Source organism: Ectobacillus polymachus (assembly GCF_048159605.1).
Lineage (GTDB): Bacteria > Bacillota > Bacilli > Bacillales > Bacillaceae_G > Ectobacillus > Ectobacillus polymachus.
In genome coordinates, this window is sequence record NZ_JBLREB010000001.1 from 122,070 (window position 1) to 139,973 (window position 17,904).

Sequence of the window (17,904 nt, forward strand, 5' to 3'; positions counted from 1 at the left end):
ATATGCAGCTTATCCAGCAGCGTAAAGGATTAAATATCATCAGGACCTCCCTCAATTGGCTAGCAGGAGTATTGATATTCACTCCTGCTGTTGCCATTGTGGGTGTGCTATTTATTTATCCATTTTTTCATTCTATGTTGGTCAGTTTTCAAAATAAGGAGAATCAATGGACATTCGATAACTACATAGAAGTGTGGCATCTCTATTCACAGGACTTTTTCTATACGGTTTGGATTTGTTTCGTAAGTCTCGTCTTTCTGCTTTTTCTTACGATTATGCTCGCAGGCTATTTAAGAATTTATCAAAATCGTTTTATCGAGTTTTTATTTAAAGTTCCCCTTTTTGTCCCTTTTGTCGTCGTGGGGCATGCCGTCCGCGTTTTTTTGGCGCCGCACGGAACGTTGAACTCGGCCTTAGTTTTTCTTACAAGCGGCTTGTATAATCCCGATTCTTTCCCGTCGCTGGCATTTACGACAACCGGACTGATTTTTGCTTTATTATGGAAAAATATTGGACTTGCCCTCCTGCTTGTTATAGGAGCTTTTCGAGGGGTGAACAATAGCTATCTTGAGGCGGCAAGTAATTTTTCCGCAGGTGCATTCAGACAAATCTGGGATATCCTTGTTCCAATGTCACGCAAAGCGATTGGTGTCGTAGCGGTATTGATTTTCACTTCCATGATGGGATGTTTTTCGATTCCAGCTATGATGGGAAACGGCGGCGGACATCAAGTATTAATGATGGATTTGTATTATGAAATTGATTATCAGCATAATGCTGGAGCGGCAAATGCGATTGGCGTATTATCTTATCTTGTTTCAATTGGAGCGGCAATTTACTATTTAAAGGCGGTGGCTCATCATGACTAATTTAGCGGTTAATCAACGTTCGAGTTACCCTGTTTCCCAAGGAAGAACGATATCGTTCAAACGATTAACATTAAGATTATTGGTATATGCAGTCTCTATTTTTATTATTCTAGGGCCTTTAACAAGTTTGCTTATTTGGTCATTTGCTGAGAAATGGTATTGGCCCCATCCCATACCGACACAATGGGGCTTTCAATATTGGAGAGAATTAATGTCGGGAAAAATGATCCATTCGTTAGAATTGAGTTTTGGAATCGCCATCATGGTAACCGTTGTTGGGATTATTTTTACCGTGCCCCTTTCTTATTTACTGGCAAGATATAAAATCCCGGCAAAATCTATTGTACTGCTCATCTTTTTACTGCCTCAGGCGTTTCCGCAGCTGCCTGTATTTACAAATACAATGACATTAATGTACCGCTGGGACTTAGTAGGGACTCTGTCTGGTGTTGTGCTCATTCATCTTGTCGGTGCGTTAGTTTTTTCGGTATGGACATTAATTTCCGTGTTCCAATCGATTACTCCGGCTTATGAAGAAGCTGCGATGATGCTTGGTGCTTCGAAATTGAGATCGTTTTTTACGATTGCCTTACCATTGGCATTTCCCGGAATTCTAGCAGCAGCTCTGCTTGTCTTTTTGTACTCATTAGATGAATTTACTGGAAGCTTGTTAATTGGGGCGCCATTTATCACAACCATGCCTATTTATATGTACAACTCCGCAATGGGTTATGAAATGCAGATTGCTTCTGTTACAGCTTTAATATTAATGATTCCCGGTATTTTATTACTTATTTTACTTGAACGGTTTATGAAGTCAGAATATCTTGCAGCTTTCGGGAGGGTTTAACATGGATTTGCTTAAAAGTGGGATTTATATACAGCGCGTGACAAAAAATTATGCAAAGAAACGCGGGATTGAAAATGTTGAACTTGAATTGCCGGGAGGCGGTCTTACAGCAATTGTCGGGCCAAGCGGCTGCGGTAAGACGACACTGCTCCGGTCTTTAGCAGGCTTTTTGCAAATTGATAAAGGTAATATTTTTTTTGGAGACAAAGATGTAACCCTTCTTTCTCCTCAAGAACGGGGTGCGGCAATGGTTTTTCAAAATTATGCACTTTGGCCGCATATGAGTGTATTTGATAATATTGCATACGGCTTAAAAATTCTTAAGGTTCCTCGCATGGAAAGGGAACATAGAGTTTATAAGATCTTGGAAAGCGTTGAAATCAGTGCGGAAGATATCAAAAAAAGGCGGCCATCCGAATATTCAGGAGGCCAGCAGCAGCGAATTGCCCTGGCTCGCTCACTGGTGATTCAGCCCAAAGTATTGCTTTTAGATGAACCACTGTCAAATCTTGATGCCAAAGTACGTCAACGGCTGAGAGTGGAAATTCGGGAAATCCAGCAAACATTTGGCATTACTACTGTATATGTAACGCACGATCAAGAGGAAGCATTATCCATGGCCGATTATGTTGTGGTTATGAATGAGGGGAAAGTGGAGCAGGCCGGAAAACCGGAGGAAGTGTACCGCAATCCTTCATCCTATTTCACAGCGCAATTTCTTGGTGAAAGTACAACCATACAGATTGATTATCATGGTAAACCGATGCTGCTGGTGATTCGGGCAGAGGATGCTAGGCTCTCCAAAAACGAAGCAATGGTTTCTACACCTTCAAGTTTGCAAATCACGGAAAACGATTCAGTTTTGATCCTGCAGGGCTATGTGAAGGAACAGCTCTTTGTAGGATCAAGATATCGACATGTTATCGATATTGGCGGTCAAATTGTTTTTGTTGATGACAATCAGCCCTGGCGGCATGGTCCTATCCTTGTGACTTTGCCAAAAGAGAGGGCGTTTTGGTTCAACGACGTGAAGCAGGCCCATTCCTTGGGGGTATCTTAATGAAAAAAACACAAGTTTATTTTCTCAATGTAGGATGGGGGGACGCCCATTTTATTGTACACCCGTCCGGCAGATTGACACTAATCGATGGCGGGGATGCAGACCCCAGTCAACAGGAAGATTATCCTCTTAGCTGGATGGACCGTCATGGGTTTGATACTTTGGACTACATGATTTTAACGCATCTCCACGATGATCATATGAACGGATTATTAGATGTTGTTAGGCATAAGAACGTTTTACGGGCGGTTTTGCCTTACGAACCTTTTACTTTGCCGGAATTAGCAACGGAAGCCACCCAGAATAATGCTGTTGCCTTGCAAGCTTACCTTTTGCTTAAAAGATATATCGAGTTTATTAATCTATTAAATGAACATCATGTAACTATTATTTGGCGACGGGAATTTAAGAAAACAGGTCAAATCGTATGGGACGAGAAAGGGGTCACTCTTAACCACCTTTATCCATCGATTCATGACCCGCTTCCTGCACATCAAGCCTTGGAATATTTGTTGGAAAATCTGAAGGAACAGCAAACACTTAAAGAAGTCGAACAGCAGCTTACCCATTTTTTTCACCTGTCCAACCACGATAGTTCTGTTTTTCTTTTAGTGGACGAACAAGAAAAAGATAAAGGTGTCCTATTCGGAGGAGATCTAATGAAGGAGGAGTGGGAAATCCTTTGCAGGAACCCACATTTAAAAGCAAAAGTATGGAAGGCTCCGCACCATGGGTTAGATGATGCGTGCACCATCGAAACGTTGCGGAATCTTCATCCTGCACATGTTATCATACCAGTTTGTACAGCGCGATCCGGCCGTCAGCTAAAAATTTGGAAAACATTAATGGAAGCTGTTGATATTGAACTGGACCTGACTGGAAATTATGACAAAGGATCTTACCGTAAGCTGGAAGGCCCTATTGAGGTATTTATTGGTTCAAAATAAAGGAGTATGAGTGTATATGATAGAAGAATATCTAAAATTTGCAGAAGCAATTGCCCGGGAGTCAGGTGAATGGATTGTCAGTCATCGCGGAAAATTCACAGATTTGCAGTGTAAACGTAATCATGTGGATTTAGTGACAGAGATTGATAAAGACAGTGAGTCTTTCCTAATCGAGCTGATTACAAGAAAATATCCAAATCATTGGATTTTATCTGAAGAAATGTCCGGATTGAGCAGAGACTTTCATATTATTGAGAATAAAGACGAAATCGGGTGGATTATTGACCCTTTAGATGGAACGATGAACTTTGTACACGATGTCCCGCATTTTGCTGTTTCCATTGCTATAGTGAAGCATGGGCGTCCTATTGTGGGGGTTGTTTATGAGCCTAATCATAAGGAGCTTTACTCAGCAGCAATAGGCATGGGGGCTTTTTTAAATGGTAAAAAAATGACTGTTTCAGAGACAAAGGAAATCAAAAATAGCTTACTGCACACGGGGTATTGTGCAATGGATTGGATTGAGGGAGGCGATAAAAATAAAGAATTTCCGCTATTTTTTGGGAAATGCCGTTATTTGAAAGTTTCCGGCTCAGCTGCGTTAGATTTGGCTTATGTTGCAGCGGGACGATTAGAGGGCTATTGGCAAAGTGGATTGTCACCCTGGGATATTGCTGCAGGCGTTCTCTTGGTCGAGGAAGCCGGAGGCAAGGTTACGGGAATCAATCAGCCCTTTTTACTTGAAAGCGGAGAGGTTATAGCAAGTAATGGCAGGATTCATGAACAAATCCAAGCCACATTACAAAATTAGCTTACATAATGGCAGGCTCGCTCGTAGAAAAATAGTTTAAAAGAAGAAGTGAGGGTGTCCCAAAAGTTTGGGACACTTTTTATGTTTAGAGGTGAGGTATTTTTGAAAATCATTAATTCAAATGCACTTAAAAAAAGAACAAAACTGTTAATTTTGCAAGGGCCATTCCAATTTTGTAAAAAGGAATGAAGCGTTTTTAAATAGAATTATTAGAATCATTGGCAAATGTATTTTGTAAAAAATACAGTATACATAAATCGCCCCTTACTTTTTGACCAATTTCAATATAACCGTTAGGAGAGGATAAAATGGTGATCAAACGAGGAAATGGAGAAATAATCGAAGATATGGATGTATCAGTTATTCCTGTGATAAATCCAGCGAATGGTGAAGTAATTTCGACTGTTCCAAATGGTGGTGCAGCGGAAGCAAAACAGGCAGTGGATGAAGCTTATGAGGCATTATCCGGTTGGTCGAAAAAAACGGCAGCCGAACGGGGAGAACGTTTACTGGAGTGGTACAAGCTAATTGATGAGGAAAAAGAAGAAATTGGGGAAATCATGACCCTAGAACAAGGAAAGCCATTAAAAGAAGCAATCGGCGAAGTCGTGTATGGAAACAGTTTTGTCTCATGGTATGCAGAAGAAGGGAAAAGAATATATGGGGAAACAATTCCTGCCTCACATGAAAAGAAACGGATTATTGTCTTAAAACAACCGGTTGGTGTTGTCGCAGCGATTACACCTTGGAATTTTCCTGCTGCTATGATTACAAGAAAAGTAGCACCGGCATTGGCAGCTGGATGCACGGTAGTCGTGAAACCAGCAGAACAAACCCCGTTAACTGCTCTGAAACTGGCAGAGTTAGCCCACAAAGCAGGTATTCCAAAAGACGTATTCCATGTGGTTACTGGCGATGCCAAGGCAATCGGCGAAACATGGCTGCAGGACGAACGGGTTAGGAAAATCACTTTCACTGGTTCAACAGAGGTTGGGAAACTCTTAATGCGCGGCGCTGCCGATACAGTGAAAAAAATCTCACTTGAACTAGGCGGTCATGCACCGTTTATCGTCTTTGAAGATGCTGATTTAGATCAAGCTGTTTCGGGAGCAATTGCTTCTAAATTCAGAAATGCAGGACAAACTTGTGTATGTGCCAATAGATTCTATGTTGAAGAATCCATTGTGGATGCTTTTTCAGAGAAATTTAGTGCAGCAGTAAAAGAATTGAAAATTGGAAATGGGTTGAAAGCAGAAACGGAAATTGGACCGCTTATTGATGCAAGAGCCATTCATAAGATGGAAGAGCATATTTCCGATGCGGTACAAAAGGGCGGAAAGATAAAAGCAGGAGGAAACCAATTTTTCTTAAGTGGTGGCTACTTCTTTGAACCGACCGTTTTACTGGATGCCAACGATGATATGCTTTGTATGAATGAAGAAACATTTGGACCGCTTGCTCCGATTGCCACCTTCAAAAGTACAGAAGAAGTGATTCAAAAGGCAAATGATACGCCATACGGACTAGCTGCCTATGTATTTACGCAAAACATAAATAAAGCAATTCAAGTCTCCGAGCAATTGGAATATGGAATCGTCGGTTTAAACGATGGAGTTCCGTCTGTCGCCCAAGCTCCATTTGGCGGCTATAAACAAAGCGGCTTAGGCCGTGAAGGTGGACATCATGGAATAGAAGAATACCTTGAAACCAAATTTATTTCTATTGCGCTTACTTAATATTATAGAAGGAAAACGCACGCGAGTTCTAAAGCGTGCGTTTTTTTATTACAGCGTAGATTAAAGCATCTAGTGATAAAGCATTTTTTAACTTGTAATTTATTTCAATCTCCTATATATTTAATAAGCATTAAATATTAATTATATTATTGGATTAGGTTGTAAGATAAAGGGGGATTCAAGATGGAGAAAAGGGATCCGCTTATTGATCGAGTTCAGACGGCGCTTCAAGAAGTGATTCGAAAAATGCAGGCAGAAATGTTGAAAGATATGAATGCCCAAGGAATTACCTTGTCACAATTTATCGTGCTATCACTGATTCAAAAGCAAGGAAGCTGTAAAGTATCAGAGCTTGCTGAACATATGGATGTGAAGCCGAGTGCGGTGACATTTATGATGGACCGTTTGGAGCAGCATAATTTTATTATGCGAGAGCACGATAAAAAGGATCGACGTGTAGTAAATATTCGCCTTACTGAAATAGGTGAAGAGAAATTTCAAACCATATTAGTGGAACGAAAAGCAATTGTCAAACGGTATCTTTCTCATTTATCAGAAGCTGATCTTACGCAGTTTGCAGAGATTGCTGAAAAACTTGCCGAAGCATCTGCTTTAGAAGAAAGAAAAGAATAAGGAGAGATCATCATTGGAAACACATCATTATAATCGAACATTATTGTTAATCGGACTGATTATTGCAATGTTCTTTGCTGCGCTTGATGGTACGATTGTAGGAACGGCCATGCCGCGCATTGTAGGAGATCTTGGCGGTCTTAGTATGATGACATGGATGACAACGGCTTATTTGCTTACGTCAACAACGGTTGTCCCGATTGCTGGGAAGTTATCAGATTTACTCGGACGCCGGTCAGTTTATGTGACAGGGCTCATTATATTTATGGTTGCTTCTGCTCTATGCGGAACGGCTACTACGATGACGCAGCTCGTTTTATACCGGGCTTTGCAGGGAATCGGTGGCGGCGTCTTAATGCCAATGGCGATGATCGTAATTGGCGATATTTTTACAGGAGCACAACGTGCAAGATTTCAAGGAGTCTTCGGCGGGATATACGGTCTTGCCTCTGTGATTGGGCCGCAAATAGGCGGCTGGATTGTTGATCACTTAAATTGGCACTGGGTATTTTATATTAACCTGCCTGTTGGAATCATTGCGACGATTTTTATCGCAATGGGGATTAAAGCGAAGAAGCATACTGGACCGATTGAATTCGATATTGCAGGTATGATTACGATGATTGTCGGTATCGTTAGCTTACTTCTTGGTCTTAGCTTTGGCGGAAAAGATTATGCTTGGAATTCCTGGCAAGAGATTGGCATGTTTGTACTAGCTGCGATTGGGTTAGTAAGCTTTGTAATCGTAGAAACGAAAGCGAAAGAACCAATTTTGCCCATGCATTTGTTTAAAAGCAGAGTCTTTACCCCTCTTAGTATGATTGGATTTTTCATGAGCATCGGGATGTTTGGTGCTATTACGTTTGTTCCGTTCTTTATGCAAGGGATTGTTGGGGTAAGTGCGACACAATCAGGTACGATTATGACCCCGATGATGCTTTCGCTTATTGTGGCGAGTATTATCGGTGGGCAAATTGTATATAAAATAGGGATGAAAACGCAAATTATTCTAGGCATGATCATTATGGCTAGCGGCTTCGGTCTCTTAACTACGTTAAATATGCAAACGACCCAGCTCGTTGCGACTTCTTATATGGCTATTATTGGGTTAGGGATGGGATTTGTTATGCCAACACTAACGCTTGCGTTGCAGGAAACCTTTCCACCAAAAGAACTTGGCGTAGTTACTTCATCGAGCCAATTTTTCCGCTCCATTGGGGGGACGTTTGGTATTACCGTATTAGGAGCTGTTATGAACAGTAAATCCGGAACACTGCTCACCGACAATCTGGTTCCGTATTTAAATACACTGCCTCCACAAGCAGCGCCTATTGCTGCAAAGATGAAGGACACCATCGCAACCAATCCGGAAAGTCTGTACCAAATGCTCTTTAATCCCGATGTATTAAAGCAGCTACCAGCAGCCTTAACGGATAAAATCGTCCCAATCTTAAAAACATCTTTAATGGATACGCTCCACAGCGTATTCTTCACAGGACTGGTATTTATCATTGTTGGGGGTGTATGCACCCTATTCTTACAGAAAATAAAATTGAATAAACGGCAAAAACCAGAGGGAAGAAAAAAGAAGGTAGAAGAGGTCGCGGTACCAGCGACGGATCATTAAAGAAGAGAAAAGCTGCACCTTGATACATAGGTGCAGCTTTTTTTTAGTATTATATTAAATCCCTTTTAAAAATCTAAATCATGGCAGTACTTTCGGACCAATCGTGATGCTTTTGATTGGCTGATGGATAAGTGATCGGCTACTTTCCTTGTGCTTCTGAATTTCTTATAAGAATGGACAATGAGGTCTTTTTCGAGTTCTTCTAATGCTGCGTGTAATGTGGAATTTTGGAGTTTTTGCATTTGGTTATCTTGGACCTTTCTATTTTGGTTGTGTGCTTCTTTACTTAGGGGTTCTAGTTCATTTTTTTGCAGAAATAGAAATGGTAAATCAGCAACTTGAATACTGTTGTCGCTTGTTACAACAAGGCTTTCCACTGTATTTTCTAATTGACGTATATTACCGGGCCAAGAAAAGTTATAAAAAATATTAAGGACTTCTGGCGATATAATGCGATTGACTTGATACTTTTTATTGAATTCGGAAAGAAAATAGTAAGTGAGTGGAATGATATCTTCTTTCCTTTCTCTTAGTGGTGGTATTTGTATGTTCACTACATTCAGTCGATAATATAAATCTTCTCTAAATTGTTTTTTCTGTACCATTTCATATAAATCACGATTTGTAGCAGAAATAATACGAATATCGACTTTCTTCACTTGTCTGCTTCCAACAGGGAGAAATTCATTATCTTGAATGACCTGTAGAAGCTTTGCTTGAATATGCAAAGGAATTTCCCCAATTTCATCTAAAAAAACTGTGCCGCTATTTGCTATTTCAAGTAATCCTTTTTTACCGTTTTTGGCTGCACCGGTAAAAGCTCCTTCTGTGTATCCGAAAAGCTCTGATTCTATTAAATGTTCTGGAATAGCAGCGCAGTTAATAGACAAGAAAGGTGAGTTTTTTCGATGGCTCCTATTATGGATGGTTTTGGCCAACACCCCTTTTCCTGTACCAGACTCCCCTTGAATTAAGATGGTAGTGTCAACTGAAGAGATTTTATCGCAAACCTTTAATACATTGTTCATCTTTTCATTGTTTGTAATGATGTTTTCTTTGAACGAATTATTTTCAATCGTTACTTCTACTTCTTGCTCAACTGGGATAAACAGCTCTTTATAGTTTGCTTCTTGAGCCGTCGTAATGATCATTTCAATTTCCTGATTATCATTTAGCAAAGGTATGGCAGTTGTAATGAGCTCCTTCCCAACATGAGACATTTGCTTTATTGTAACGGGCTTCTTTTCTTTTAACACGAATGGAAGAATACTAGGTTTCCAATATCCTTTGGAGAATAGTTCATCATTATGCTTTCCTACGATTTCACTTAGTAGTGTTCCATAATGCCTTTCACATGCTTTATTTGCGTAAATAATGTAAGCATCTTTGTTTACAACATAAATTTCGTTAGGCGAATGATCTAAAATTTTTTTCAATATTTCAGCACTCATTTCGATTTTGTCTTCATTATTCATTAGCATGATCTTGGCCTCCTTACGATATAGGATGAGTCTAAACAGACTTAAATGAGTCTAAAGTGTATAAATTGAGTCTATTATAAACTATATTTATATGGTAAAAAAAGTAAAAATACTGAATTAGAGATAATTTTAAAGTTGGCATCAATCTTGCATTAAAAGTAATGAAAGCAATTTTAAAAGGGAAAGGGGGAACTTGCTACATGAATACAAAGGAAAACGTAGAAAAAGTAGAGTATACATTACCTTACCATCAATATGTTGATCCGAAGGTCTTAGAGGAAGAAAGAAAAAATATCTTTTATAAAAATTGGATTATGGTGGGGCATACAAGCCAAGTGGAGAAAGTTGGAGACTTTTTCACATTCGATTTAGCGGGAGAGCCAATTATCGTAACACGGGGGGAGAATGAAGAGCTTCATGCCTCTTATAATATTTGTCCACACCGTGGTGCAATTGTGGAACGTGCGGAATACGGAAATAAAAAAGTTTTCCAGTGTATCTATCATGGATGGACCTTTCATTTAGACGGAACAGTGAATAAAACTCCAAATTTCAAGGAAAACGAACTGCAAGATCATAAGTGTATGACTTCTATTCGTTTAGAAGTATATCAAGGGATGATTTTTGTCAATCTCGATCCGGACGCACCTGATCTTCAAACGATGTATCGAACATTTTTAGATCAGATCGACGAATATACTTTTCTTCCTTCATTGAAGCTAGTTAGAGAAAATCGCCGTGTGATTCACGCAAACTGGAAGTCTGTTATTGATAATTACTTAGAATGTGATCATTGTAGAATTGCACATCCAGCTTTTACAAAAACATTTGATTTGGAAAATTATAGCATTATTCCTTATGATAATTTTTCCTATCAATGTACGGTTGGAAGCAATGGTGAAGAGGAATCAGGTGCTCGTTTTTATTGGATATGGCCAAACACAATGATCAGTATCTATCCGGGGAGCGAGAATATTTCAACGACGCAAATTATCCCGGTTGATGAAAAAAGTACATTAGCAATCTATCGTTATTATTTTGTGAATGAAAACTTAACGAAAGAAGATGAAGCTTTAATTAAATTTGTTGATCAGGTGCGAGAAGAAGATTTTGAAATAGTTGAGCTTTTGCAAAGTGGATTACATTCTCAAGCGTTTGGAAAGGGAATCTATTCACCGACCGAGCATGCTCTACATCATTTCCATCAATTGTGGAAACAAGCTATGGAATGATTCAATCGATTCACCTATCCACCTGCATTAGCAGGTGGATATTTATGAAAGCGCTTTATGGAGAGGGTTACGCAAATATCAGATAAGAAGGAAGGGGAGGATCTACGATATGAAACAATCAAATGTAGAGAAAGGTATCTTTTGGTCGGCTCTAGCTATAGTTGCTGCTTTAGTGATACCCGTTTTGTTTAATCCGAAACAAGGAACCGCCGTTCTTGGAGATCTTCATCATTTGATTGCAAAAAGTTTGAGTTCCATATATTTATGGTCTGTCGTAGTTGCGTTAGGCTTCTTGATGTGGCTAGCCTTTAGTAAATATGGAAAGATAAAATTTGGTGAACCAGATACGAAACCGGAATTCTCAACATTTAGCTGGTTAGCCATGTTATTTACAGCTGGTATTGGTGCAAGTATTACGTACTGGAGTGCCATTGAATGGGCTTATTATTACACAGAACCTCCTTTTGGGGCTCAGCCTAAAACGATCCAAGCAGCGGATTGGGCGGCTACGTATGGATTATTTCATTGGGGCTTTAGTGCTTGGGTATTGTATTGTCTACCTGCATTGCCGATTGCCTACAACTTATACGTGAGGAAAAACTCGAGTGTAAAATTAAGTGCAGCTTGCGGGGGAGTTCTCAAAAAGGGAGAAAATGGTTGGATAGGAAAGTCTATTGACGTTTTCTTTATGGTAGGTCTTGTTGGAGGCATAGGAGCAGCTTTAGGACTAGGACTTCCATTGATTTCAGAAGGTATTTCTAATTTATTTCATATAACCCGAACTTCTACGCTAGATATAACCCTCATCGTAATATTGACATTAATATTCTGTGTTAGCACGTATTTTGGACTAAAAAAGGGCTTGAAACGATTAGCTAATATCAATACGTATCTCTTCTTAGCACTATCTGCCTTCGTTCTTTTAGCTGGCCCAACATTGTTTATTATTTCAAGATTTACAGATAGCGTTGGTATTTTACTACAGAACTTCTTCCGTATGAGTTTCTATACTGATTCTATCGCTCATTCTGGCTTTCCAGAGGCTTGGACTGTATTTTACTGGGCATGGTGGATCACTTGTGCTCCGTATATGGGAATCTTCGTAGCGAAAATTTCAAAAGGAAGAACGATCAGACAAGTTATTTTTGCCGAATGTATTGGGGGAACAATCGGATGCTGGACAGCCTTTTCCATTTTTGGCAATACAGGACTTTACTTTGAACTTCACAAACTTGTACCTGTAATCGACATTTTAGAGAAAAAAGGTGGAGAAGCCGCCATTGCTGCAATATATCAAGGGCTTCCTGGCGGTAATATTGCATTGTTAGTCATCGTTATCATTACCCTTATATTTCTATCTGCTACACTAGATTCTTCTTCTTACACGTTAGCAAGTGCAGCTTCTAAAACATTATCATTGGACGGGGAACCAGCTCGTTGGCACAAAATATTTTGGGCTTTCGTGATTGAACTTGTGGCATTTTCAATGATGTTTGGAGGAGGTCTACATGCACTTCAATCCGTAGTAGTTATTACATCTGTTCCACTTATATTAATAATGGCAATGGCAGCAATATCACTAGTTAAATGGATAAAAGAGGATCAAATTAAGAAAGAAGTAGAAATATACAATGAACAAACCTCAAAACGTTCTTCTTGATAGAATCAATCCGGCAGAAAAATAGTTTTCTGTCGGATCTATTATTTTATTAAATTTCTGCCTTCCTCTTATATCTACCCTTCCTTGTCTTCTGTACTTGCTGAAACCTCTTACTAACCAATTCCTTCATTTTGATAAAATAATTTACTTATATTTTTATCAATGTTACACTTCAAATTGCCTATTAACATTGCTAAATAAGAGAGGAGACAATACATGCAGAAAGAAACCAAACTTGTTCCAGTTATGGCTGCACTTATTTTAGGTATTTTCGTGGCATCATTAGATAATACAATTGTTGCGACGAGTATGGGATCGATTATTGGCGACCTAGGTGGTCTAGATAAATATGTATGGGTAACATCTGCATATTTAGTCTCAGAGATGGCTGGTATGCCAATCTTCGGGAAGTTATCAGATATGTATGGTCGAAAAAGGTTTTATATGATTGGGATTTTGCTGTTTTTAGCTGGATCCATGTTATGTGGAACTGCACAAACGATCGTGCAGTTATGTGTTTTTCGTGCGATTCAAGGAATTGGTGGAAGTGCGCTGATGCCAATTGCATTCACGATTATTTGGGATGTCGTTCCTATGGAAAAACGCGGCAAACTGAGTGGCGTATTCGGTGCGATCTTCGGTTTATCGAGTATCGTTGGTCCTTTATTAGGTTCGTTTATTACCGATAATTTTCACTGGCGTTGGATTTTCTACATTAACATTCCAATTGGTTTAATTGCATTATTCTTAATTCTTACCTTTTACAATGAATCAAAAAGACACACACATCAGAATATTGACTGGCTTGGAGCCATTCTTCTTGTTGGCTTCTCCGTATCACTTATGTTTGGACTTGAATTAGGCGGGGGTACATACGCTTGGGATTCATGGCAAATCATTTCGTTATTTGTCTTAGCTGTATCTTGCTTTGTCATTTTTATGTGGGTAGAGAAAACGGTAAAAGATCCGATCTTACCTTTTGCATTATTTAAAGAACGTTTGTATACAAGCAGTGCTTTAATCGGAATGTTTTACGGAGCTGCCTTTATGGTGTCTACCGTGTATATCCCGCTATATATCCAAGGGGTAACTGGTGGAACGGCGACAAACTCAGGTTTATTATTATTACCGATGATGGTTGGTACAAGTATCGGTGCCCCAATTGGCGGAGCACTTGCAAATAAGATCAGTTATAAACGCATTATGATTATGTCTGGAATTGTGATGGGGATAGGAACGTATTTCCTTACCACATTAGAACCTAATACACCAAGATGGATGTTAACCATTTATATGTTCATTGTTGGAATTGGAGTAGGGCCTTCATTTTCTGTACTTAGTATGGCTTCTTTGCAGAAAGCATTGCCACAACAACGAGGAATTGCAAGTTCAACAAGTAACTTCTTACGTTCATTAGGAATGACCCTTGGAATCACGATCTTTGGTGTCATTCAAAAAAATAGTTTCTCTGCAGGATTACCAGAAAGCTTGAAACAAGGTGGGCTTGGCAAAGATAGTAGAGCCTTACTATCTCCTCAGTTACGTTCGCATATTCCGCCAGACATTTTAAACCATATTACAGAAGTGTTAACGAACTCTATCACAACGACATTTTTATGGACGTTTGTTCCACTCGTCATTTCTTTTGTCTTTATTCTTTTCATGAGTAAAGAAAAATTATCTGATGCCAAAAGACAACAACAAGCGGGATAGATAAGTATTTTGTCCCTATTAAATATTAAAATTAATTGCAGCAAATTATGTTTTTGCAGGAGATGATACTCCTGCATTTTTTTGTAGTGAGGCTAGTTGTTAAATTATAGACAAATTTAATTCTGGAAAAAGCTATTAAAAATACCTAATTATATAGTAATATAATGAAAGCAGGAAATTTCTAAGAGTTTTTAGAACCTGTAGATATGAAATTTTTAAACTTTGTGAAGGAGGAAAAACAGATTTAAAAAGAATATAATTAGCGAAAAATATAATGTATTAATCGAATATTTCGGTTATTAATAAATAAATGAGGGTAGGGATCTATATGTTTTGTCATAATTGCGGTGAAAGAGTAGAGAGGAATGGGGCTAAATTTTGTTCTTCATGTGGAGCTCCATTACAAAATATTAGAACTACTGATTTACAGGAAACAGCAGCAGCTTCGCAAGAGAGAGAAATAACGAATGAGTCTGCATGGAACGATTCATCAGAACATGTTACGGATAGAGAAGAAAAACTATATTATCAAGAGCAATTCCGTAAATTTGATGAGAACAATGGTGCTTTCAAAGTGACTTGGAATTGGGCAGCTTTCTTTTTCGGATGGATATGGTATTTGTATAAAGGAATGGTTGGAAAAGGTATTCTCTATTTATTTCTTCTTGCTTTTCTTGCCTTTAGCATTCAATTTCCGTTTGTAATTTGGATACTTACTGGTATCATTGGAAACTATGATTATTACTTGTATAAAAGAAAAAACACACAATGGTGGTAAGATCCTTACAATCTACTGAGAGATGAAAATTATTTTACGTTACTTTACATATGGGGAGAAGAGTTATAAACGCCATCTCATAGAAATTTGAGATGGTATTTTTCTATTTTCAGGATTTTTAGTATACTTACTATCTCGTAAATTATGATTCATAATTAGGATTTTCGAAAACATAAAATAATGAATACAGTTTGAGAAAGGAAAGCCTTAAAATACATAAATAATAGAGGTGTTGATTAACATGGGGCTTAGATTTCGAAAGAGTTTTAAAGTCGCACCAGGTATTCGTATGAGTGTTAGCAAAAGCGGTGTTGGTATGAGTGTCGGAGGGAAAGGGCTGCGGTATAGTGTGCATTCTAGTGGAAGACGACAAACAACTGAAAGTATACCAGGTACCGGAATTTGAGGATATAGTTTATCATTAATAGTGTGGAACCATATCATAATTAAAGTAGACTTTGTTCTTAAGGTATTGATAATACTATAGTTACAGGGTTCTTATACATCAAAATTGTAGTATGTTCTAAGGAATGCTTTGTGTTGGTAACACTAAGTATTCCTTAGAATATTTTTTTGTTTTGGGATATTGGTCATAATGTTGTTAAAGATTGTAGTATTACACAGTTTTAAATTAAATTCACATCGTATTGTTTCAGCAAAGTCATTATAGCATCTTTGGGTGCAGTCTCTGTAATAATACCATGGAAATCTGCTATATTTGAAAAATTAAAGATTCCATATAGATTGAATCTCTCATTTGGCGCCATTAGGTATAATTCTTTAGATATACTCATAATTGCCTTTTTAGTACCTGAATCCTCGGAGACGCCAGAACTAACGCTTCCGTCACTAAGATCTATTCCACTACAACCTAAAAATGCTTTATTGCAACGATAAAGATTAATTTGTTCAATAGCAACTGAACCTATATTTCCACCTACAAAAGGATTAAAATCTCCTCCAATAAAAATTACTTGCATCTTTAAATCTAAGTGAAGTAGTGATGATATTTCAACCATATTTGTTATTAGAGTAATATTCTTAGGATTTTGTATAAGCAGTTTTGTAAGGAAATAGGAAATACTTGATGAATCTAAAAAGATTGTATCAGTATCTTTAATTAGCTCATATGCTTTTTTAGCTATGATTTCTTTTAAATCTGTAATATTTTCAACTCTTTTAAAGAAACTCTCTGCATTTGTAATAGTACGATTTATATTAATAGCACCGCCATAAGTACGTTGTAATAAGTTGTTATTCTCTAAAACACGAAGATCTTTTCTGATCATACTTTCACTTACTTTAAATTGTTTACTTAAATCTTTTACTAATACTTTTCCTTCTCTTTCTAATTGCTCTAATATATGCTTGTGCCTTTCTTCGATAAACATAGTTTCCTCCAATTGATTCTCATTTAATTCTATTTTAATAACAATAATATAAAAATACAATTAAATTGTTGATTAAATGGGAATGAATGATATAAAATGTGATTAAATAGGATGAAACGCAACAAAGCAGGAACGTTTAATAGTGGAGGACGATGGAATTATGAAAAAGGCAATATTTTTTGATATTGATGGAACTTTATTAGATTGTTTAAATGGAATCATAGATATTACATCAAGAGTAAAAAAGGCTATACATGCGTTGCAAGCGAATGGTGATTATGTTTTTATTGCATCAGGCAGACCATACGCTTTTTTAAATGAGGCTATACGTAATTTTGGGTTTGATGGTCTTGTACTTACTAATGGATCATATGTAAAAGTCAAAGAAAAATGCATATATAAGGAGTCTATGAAGAAAGATTATGTAAAAGATTTGGTATATAATTTTGAACAGCGCAATATTCAGTATATATTACAGGGAGAAACTTATTCATATATAAAAGATGAAAACAAAAAATTGCATTCATATTACGATTCATATAATATACCTAAAACATATTTAGAAGGTAATTTTAATCATGAAGAAATAGACATATATAAAATTGAAATGTTATGTTGTGATCTAAAAGGAATAGATTATTGTCTTTCATTAGGAAATGGCGAATATACTTATATGCATGATGAAGAGAACGGTGTTTTTGAATTATATTCAAAAACAAACTCAAAAGCTTCAGGAATAATAAAAGTGCTGGATTATTTGAATATTCCATTAGAAAATAGTTATGCATTTGGTGATGGAAAAAACGATATTGAGATGTTATCAACAGTAGGTTGTGGAATAGCAATGGGTAATGCGGATGATTATGTAAAAAGTTTTGCTAAAAAAATTACAGATACAGTGGAAAATGATGGAGTAGCTTTAGAAATAGAAAGGTTTATTTTATAAAGAAACTTTAGAAAACACTAGTCTCCATTCTCTATCGTAATTGTGGTGAAGTATTGCTTTTTTTATATAAAGATTTTCAACAATCAGGCGCAATTCTGCAGCAAGAATGGTGCTCTTTCTTTATGTTAAGGGTCATTTTATGGAGTAACAAAAATACCCAATTTCTCAAC

Annotated in this window: 16 protein-coding genes; 14 read left to right on the plus strand and 2 right to left on the minus strand. The window is 37.6% G+C overall.

Features of this window, described 5'->3' with window-relative positions; genetic code table 11:
- Positions 1–2 precede the first annotated feature (2 nt).
- The 8 genes from ACM5BR_RS00520 (at position 3) to ACM5BR_RS00555 (ending at position 8,533) form a co-directional block, all read left to right on the plus strand.
- Positions 3–869 (plus strand): ABC transporter permease, encoded by an 867-nt coding sequence (locus ACM5BR_RS00520; protein ID WP_416825238.1) that lies wholly within the window; start codon positions 3–5, stop codon positions 867–869.
- Positions 862–1,719 carry an ABC transporter permease gene (locus ACM5BR_RS00525; RefSeq protein ID WP_416825239.1) on the plus strand — a complete coding sequence of 286 codons (858 nt, stop codon included), beginning with the start codon at positions 862–864 and terminating at the stop codon, positions 1,717–1,719. The genes ACM5BR_RS00520 and ACM5BR_RS00525 overlap by 8 nt, the downstream gene beginning before the upstream one ends.
- A gap of 1 nt (position 1,720) precedes the next feature.
- Positions 1,721–2,779, plus strand: coding sequence for an ABC transporter ATP-binding protein (locus ACM5BR_RS00530; RefSeq protein ID WP_416825240.1), 1,059 nt, complete (start codon positions 1,721–1,723; stop codon positions 2,777–2,779).
- A complete protein-coding gene (locus ACM5BR_RS00535; protein WP_416825241.1) occupies positions 2,779–3,726 on the plus strand; it encodes a ComEC/Rec2 family competence protein in 948 nt (315 codons plus the stop codon). Before ACM5BR_RS00530 ends, ACM5BR_RS00535 begins: the two co-directional genes overlap by 1 nt.
- Positions 3,727–3,742: 16 nt before the next feature.
- Entirely contained in the window at positions 3,743–4,537 is a 795-nt protein-coding gene (locus tag ACM5BR_RS00540) for an inositol monophosphatase family protein (protein WP_416825242.1), read from the plus strand.
- A 308-nt stretch (positions 4,538–4,845) separates the two neighbouring features.
- Entirely contained in the window at positions 4,846–6,273 is a 1,428-nt protein-coding gene (locus ACM5BR_RS00545) for an NAD-dependent succinate-semialdehyde dehydrogenase (protein ID WP_416825243.1), read from the plus strand.
- Positions 6,274–6,456: 183 nt separating this feature from the next.
- A complete protein-coding gene (locus ACM5BR_RS00550; RefSeq protein WP_416825244.1) occupies positions 6,457–6,906 on the plus strand; it encodes a MarR family winged helix-turn-helix transcriptional regulator in 450 nt (149 codons plus the stop codon).
- 67 nt (positions 6,907–6,973) lie between these two features.
- Complete coding sequence (locus ACM5BR_RS00555) at positions 6,974–8,533, plus strand: MDR family MFS transporter (RefSeq protein WP_416827803.1); 1,560 nt, start codon at positions 6,974–6,976, stop codon at positions 8,531–8,533.
- A gap of 65 nt (positions 8,534–8,598) precedes the next feature.
- Here the strand turns inward: ACM5BR_RS00555 and ACM5BR_RS00560 are convergent, their stop codons facing one another.
- On the minus strand, positions 8,599–10,014 hold the full coding sequence (locus ACM5BR_RS00560; RefSeq protein ID WP_416825245.1) for a sigma-54 interaction domain-containing protein: 1,416 nt from the start codon (positions 10,012–10,014) through the stop codon (positions 8,599–8,601).
- Between the two features lie 200 nt (positions 10,015–10,214).
- Here ACM5BR_RS00560 and ACM5BR_RS00565 point away from each other — a divergent pair, with 200 nt between their 5' ends.
- The 5 genes from ACM5BR_RS00565 (at position 10,215) to ACM5BR_RS00585 (ending at position 15,803) form a co-directional block, all read left to right on the plus strand.
- On the plus strand, positions 10,215–11,246 hold the full coding sequence (locus ACM5BR_RS00565) for an aromatic ring-hydroxylating oxygenase subunit alpha (RefSeq protein ID WP_416825246.1): 1,032 nt from the start codon (positions 10,215–10,217) through the stop codon (positions 11,244–11,246).
- A gap of 109 nt (positions 11,247–11,355) precedes the next feature.
- Positions 11,356–12,906, plus strand: coding sequence for a BCCT family transporter (locus ACM5BR_RS00570; RefSeq protein WP_416825247.1), 1,551 nt, complete (start codon positions 11,356–11,358; stop codon positions 12,904–12,906).
- 216 nt (positions 12,907–13,122) lie between these two features.
- Positions 13,123–14,619 carry an MDR family MFS transporter gene (locus ACM5BR_RS00575; RefSeq protein ID WP_416825248.1) on the plus strand — a complete coding sequence of 499 codons (1,497 nt, stop codon included), beginning with the start codon at positions 13,123–13,125 and terminating at the stop codon, positions 14,617–14,619.
- A gap of 328 nt (positions 14,620–14,947) precedes the next feature.
- On the plus strand, positions 14,948–15,397 hold the full coding sequence (locus tag ACM5BR_RS00580) for a DUF2628 domain-containing protein (RefSeq protein ID WP_416825249.1): 450 nt from the start codon (positions 14,948–14,950) through the stop codon (positions 15,395–15,397).
- 241 nt (positions 15,398–15,638) lie between these two features.
- Positions 15,639–15,803 (plus strand): DUF4236 domain-containing protein, encoded by a 165-nt coding sequence (locus tag ACM5BR_RS00585; protein ID WP_416825250.1) that lies wholly within the window; start codon positions 15,639–15,641, stop codon positions 15,801–15,803.
- A gap of 220 nt (positions 15,804–16,023) precedes the next feature.
- Here the strand turns inward: ACM5BR_RS00585 and ACM5BR_RS00590 are convergent, their stop codons facing one another.
- Positions 16,024–16,788, minus strand: coding sequence for a DeoR/GlpR family DNA-binding transcription regulator (locus ACM5BR_RS00590; protein ID WP_416825251.1), 765 nt, complete (start codon positions 16,786–16,788; stop codon positions 16,024–16,026).
- A gap of 160 nt (positions 16,789–16,948) precedes the next feature.
- Here ACM5BR_RS00590 and ACM5BR_RS00595 point away from each other — a divergent pair, with 160 nt between their 5' ends.
- Positions 16,949–17,734 carry an HAD family hydrolase gene (locus tag ACM5BR_RS00595; protein WP_416825252.1) on the plus strand — a complete coding sequence of 262 codons (786 nt, stop codon included), beginning with the start codon at positions 16,949–16,951 and terminating at the stop codon, positions 17,732–17,734.
- The last annotated feature ends 170 nt before the right edge of the window (positions 17,735–17,904 follow it).

What these genes read in the sequence shown, in the direction of transcription:
- ACM5BR_RS00520 (WP_416825238.1), top strand. Translation starts at nt 3, where the DNA reads ATGCAGCTTATCCAGCAGCGTAAAGGATTAAATATCATCAGGACCTCC.
- ACM5BR_RS00525 (WP_416825239.1), top strand. Translation starts at nt 862, where the DNA reads ATGACTAATTTAGCGGTTAATCAACGTTCGAGTTACCCTGTTTCCCAA.
- ACM5BR_RS00530 (WP_416825240.1), top strand. Translation starts at nt 1,721, where the DNA reads ATGGATTTGCTTAAAAGTGGGATTTATATACAGCGCGTGACAAAAAAT.
- ACM5BR_RS00535 (WP_416825241.1), top strand. Translation starts at nt 2,779, where the DNA reads ATGAAAAAAACACAAGTTTATTTTCTCAATGTAGGATGGGGGGACGCC.
- ACM5BR_RS00540 (WP_416825242.1), top strand. Translation starts at nt 3,743, where the DNA reads ATGATAGAAGAATATCTAAAATTTGCAGAAGCAATTGCCCGGGAGTCA.
- ACM5BR_RS00545 (WP_416825243.1), top strand. Translation starts at nt 4,846, where the DNA reads ATGGTGATCAAACGAGGAAATGGAGAAATAATCGAAGATATGGATGTA.
- ACM5BR_RS00550 (WP_416825244.1), top strand. Translation starts at nt 6,457, where the DNA reads ATGGAGAAAAGGGATCCGCTTATTGATCGAGTTCAGACGGCGCTTCAA.
- ACM5BR_RS00555 (WP_416827803.1), top strand. Translation starts at nt 6,974, where the DNA reads ATGTTCTTTGCTGCGCTTGATGGTACGATTGTAGGAACGGCCATGCCG.
- ACM5BR_RS00560 (WP_416825245.1), bottom strand. Translation starts at nt 10,014, where the DNA reads ATGCTAATGAATAATGAAGACAAAATCGAAATGAGTGCTGAAATATTG.
- ACM5BR_RS00565 (WP_416825246.1), top strand. Translation starts at nt 10,215, where the DNA reads ATGAATACAAAGGAAAACGTAGAAAAAGTAGAGTATACATTACCTTAC.
- ACM5BR_RS00570 (WP_416825247.1), top strand. Translation starts at nt 11,356, where the DNA reads ATGAAACAATCAAATGTAGAGAAAGGTATCTTTTGGTCGGCTCTAGCT.
- ACM5BR_RS00575 (WP_416825248.1), top strand. Translation starts at nt 13,123, where the DNA reads ATGCAGAAAGAAACCAAACTTGTTCCAGTTATGGCTGCACTTATTTTA.
- ACM5BR_RS00580 (WP_416825249.1), top strand. Translation starts at nt 14,948, where the DNA reads ATGTTTTGTCATAATTGCGGTGAAAGAGTAGAGAGGAATGGGGCTAAA.
- ACM5BR_RS00585 (WP_416825250.1), top strand. Translation starts at nt 15,639, where the DNA reads ATGGGGCTTAGATTTCGAAAGAGTTTTAAAGTCGCACCAGGTATTCGT.
- ACM5BR_RS00590 (WP_416825251.1), bottom strand. Translation starts at nt 16,788, where the DNA reads ATGTTTATCGAAGAAAGGCACAAGCATATATTAGAGCAATTAGAAAGA.
- ACM5BR_RS00595 (WP_416825252.1), top strand. Translation starts at nt 16,949, where the DNA reads ATGAAAAAGGCAATATTTTTTGATATTGATGGAACTTTATTAGATTGT.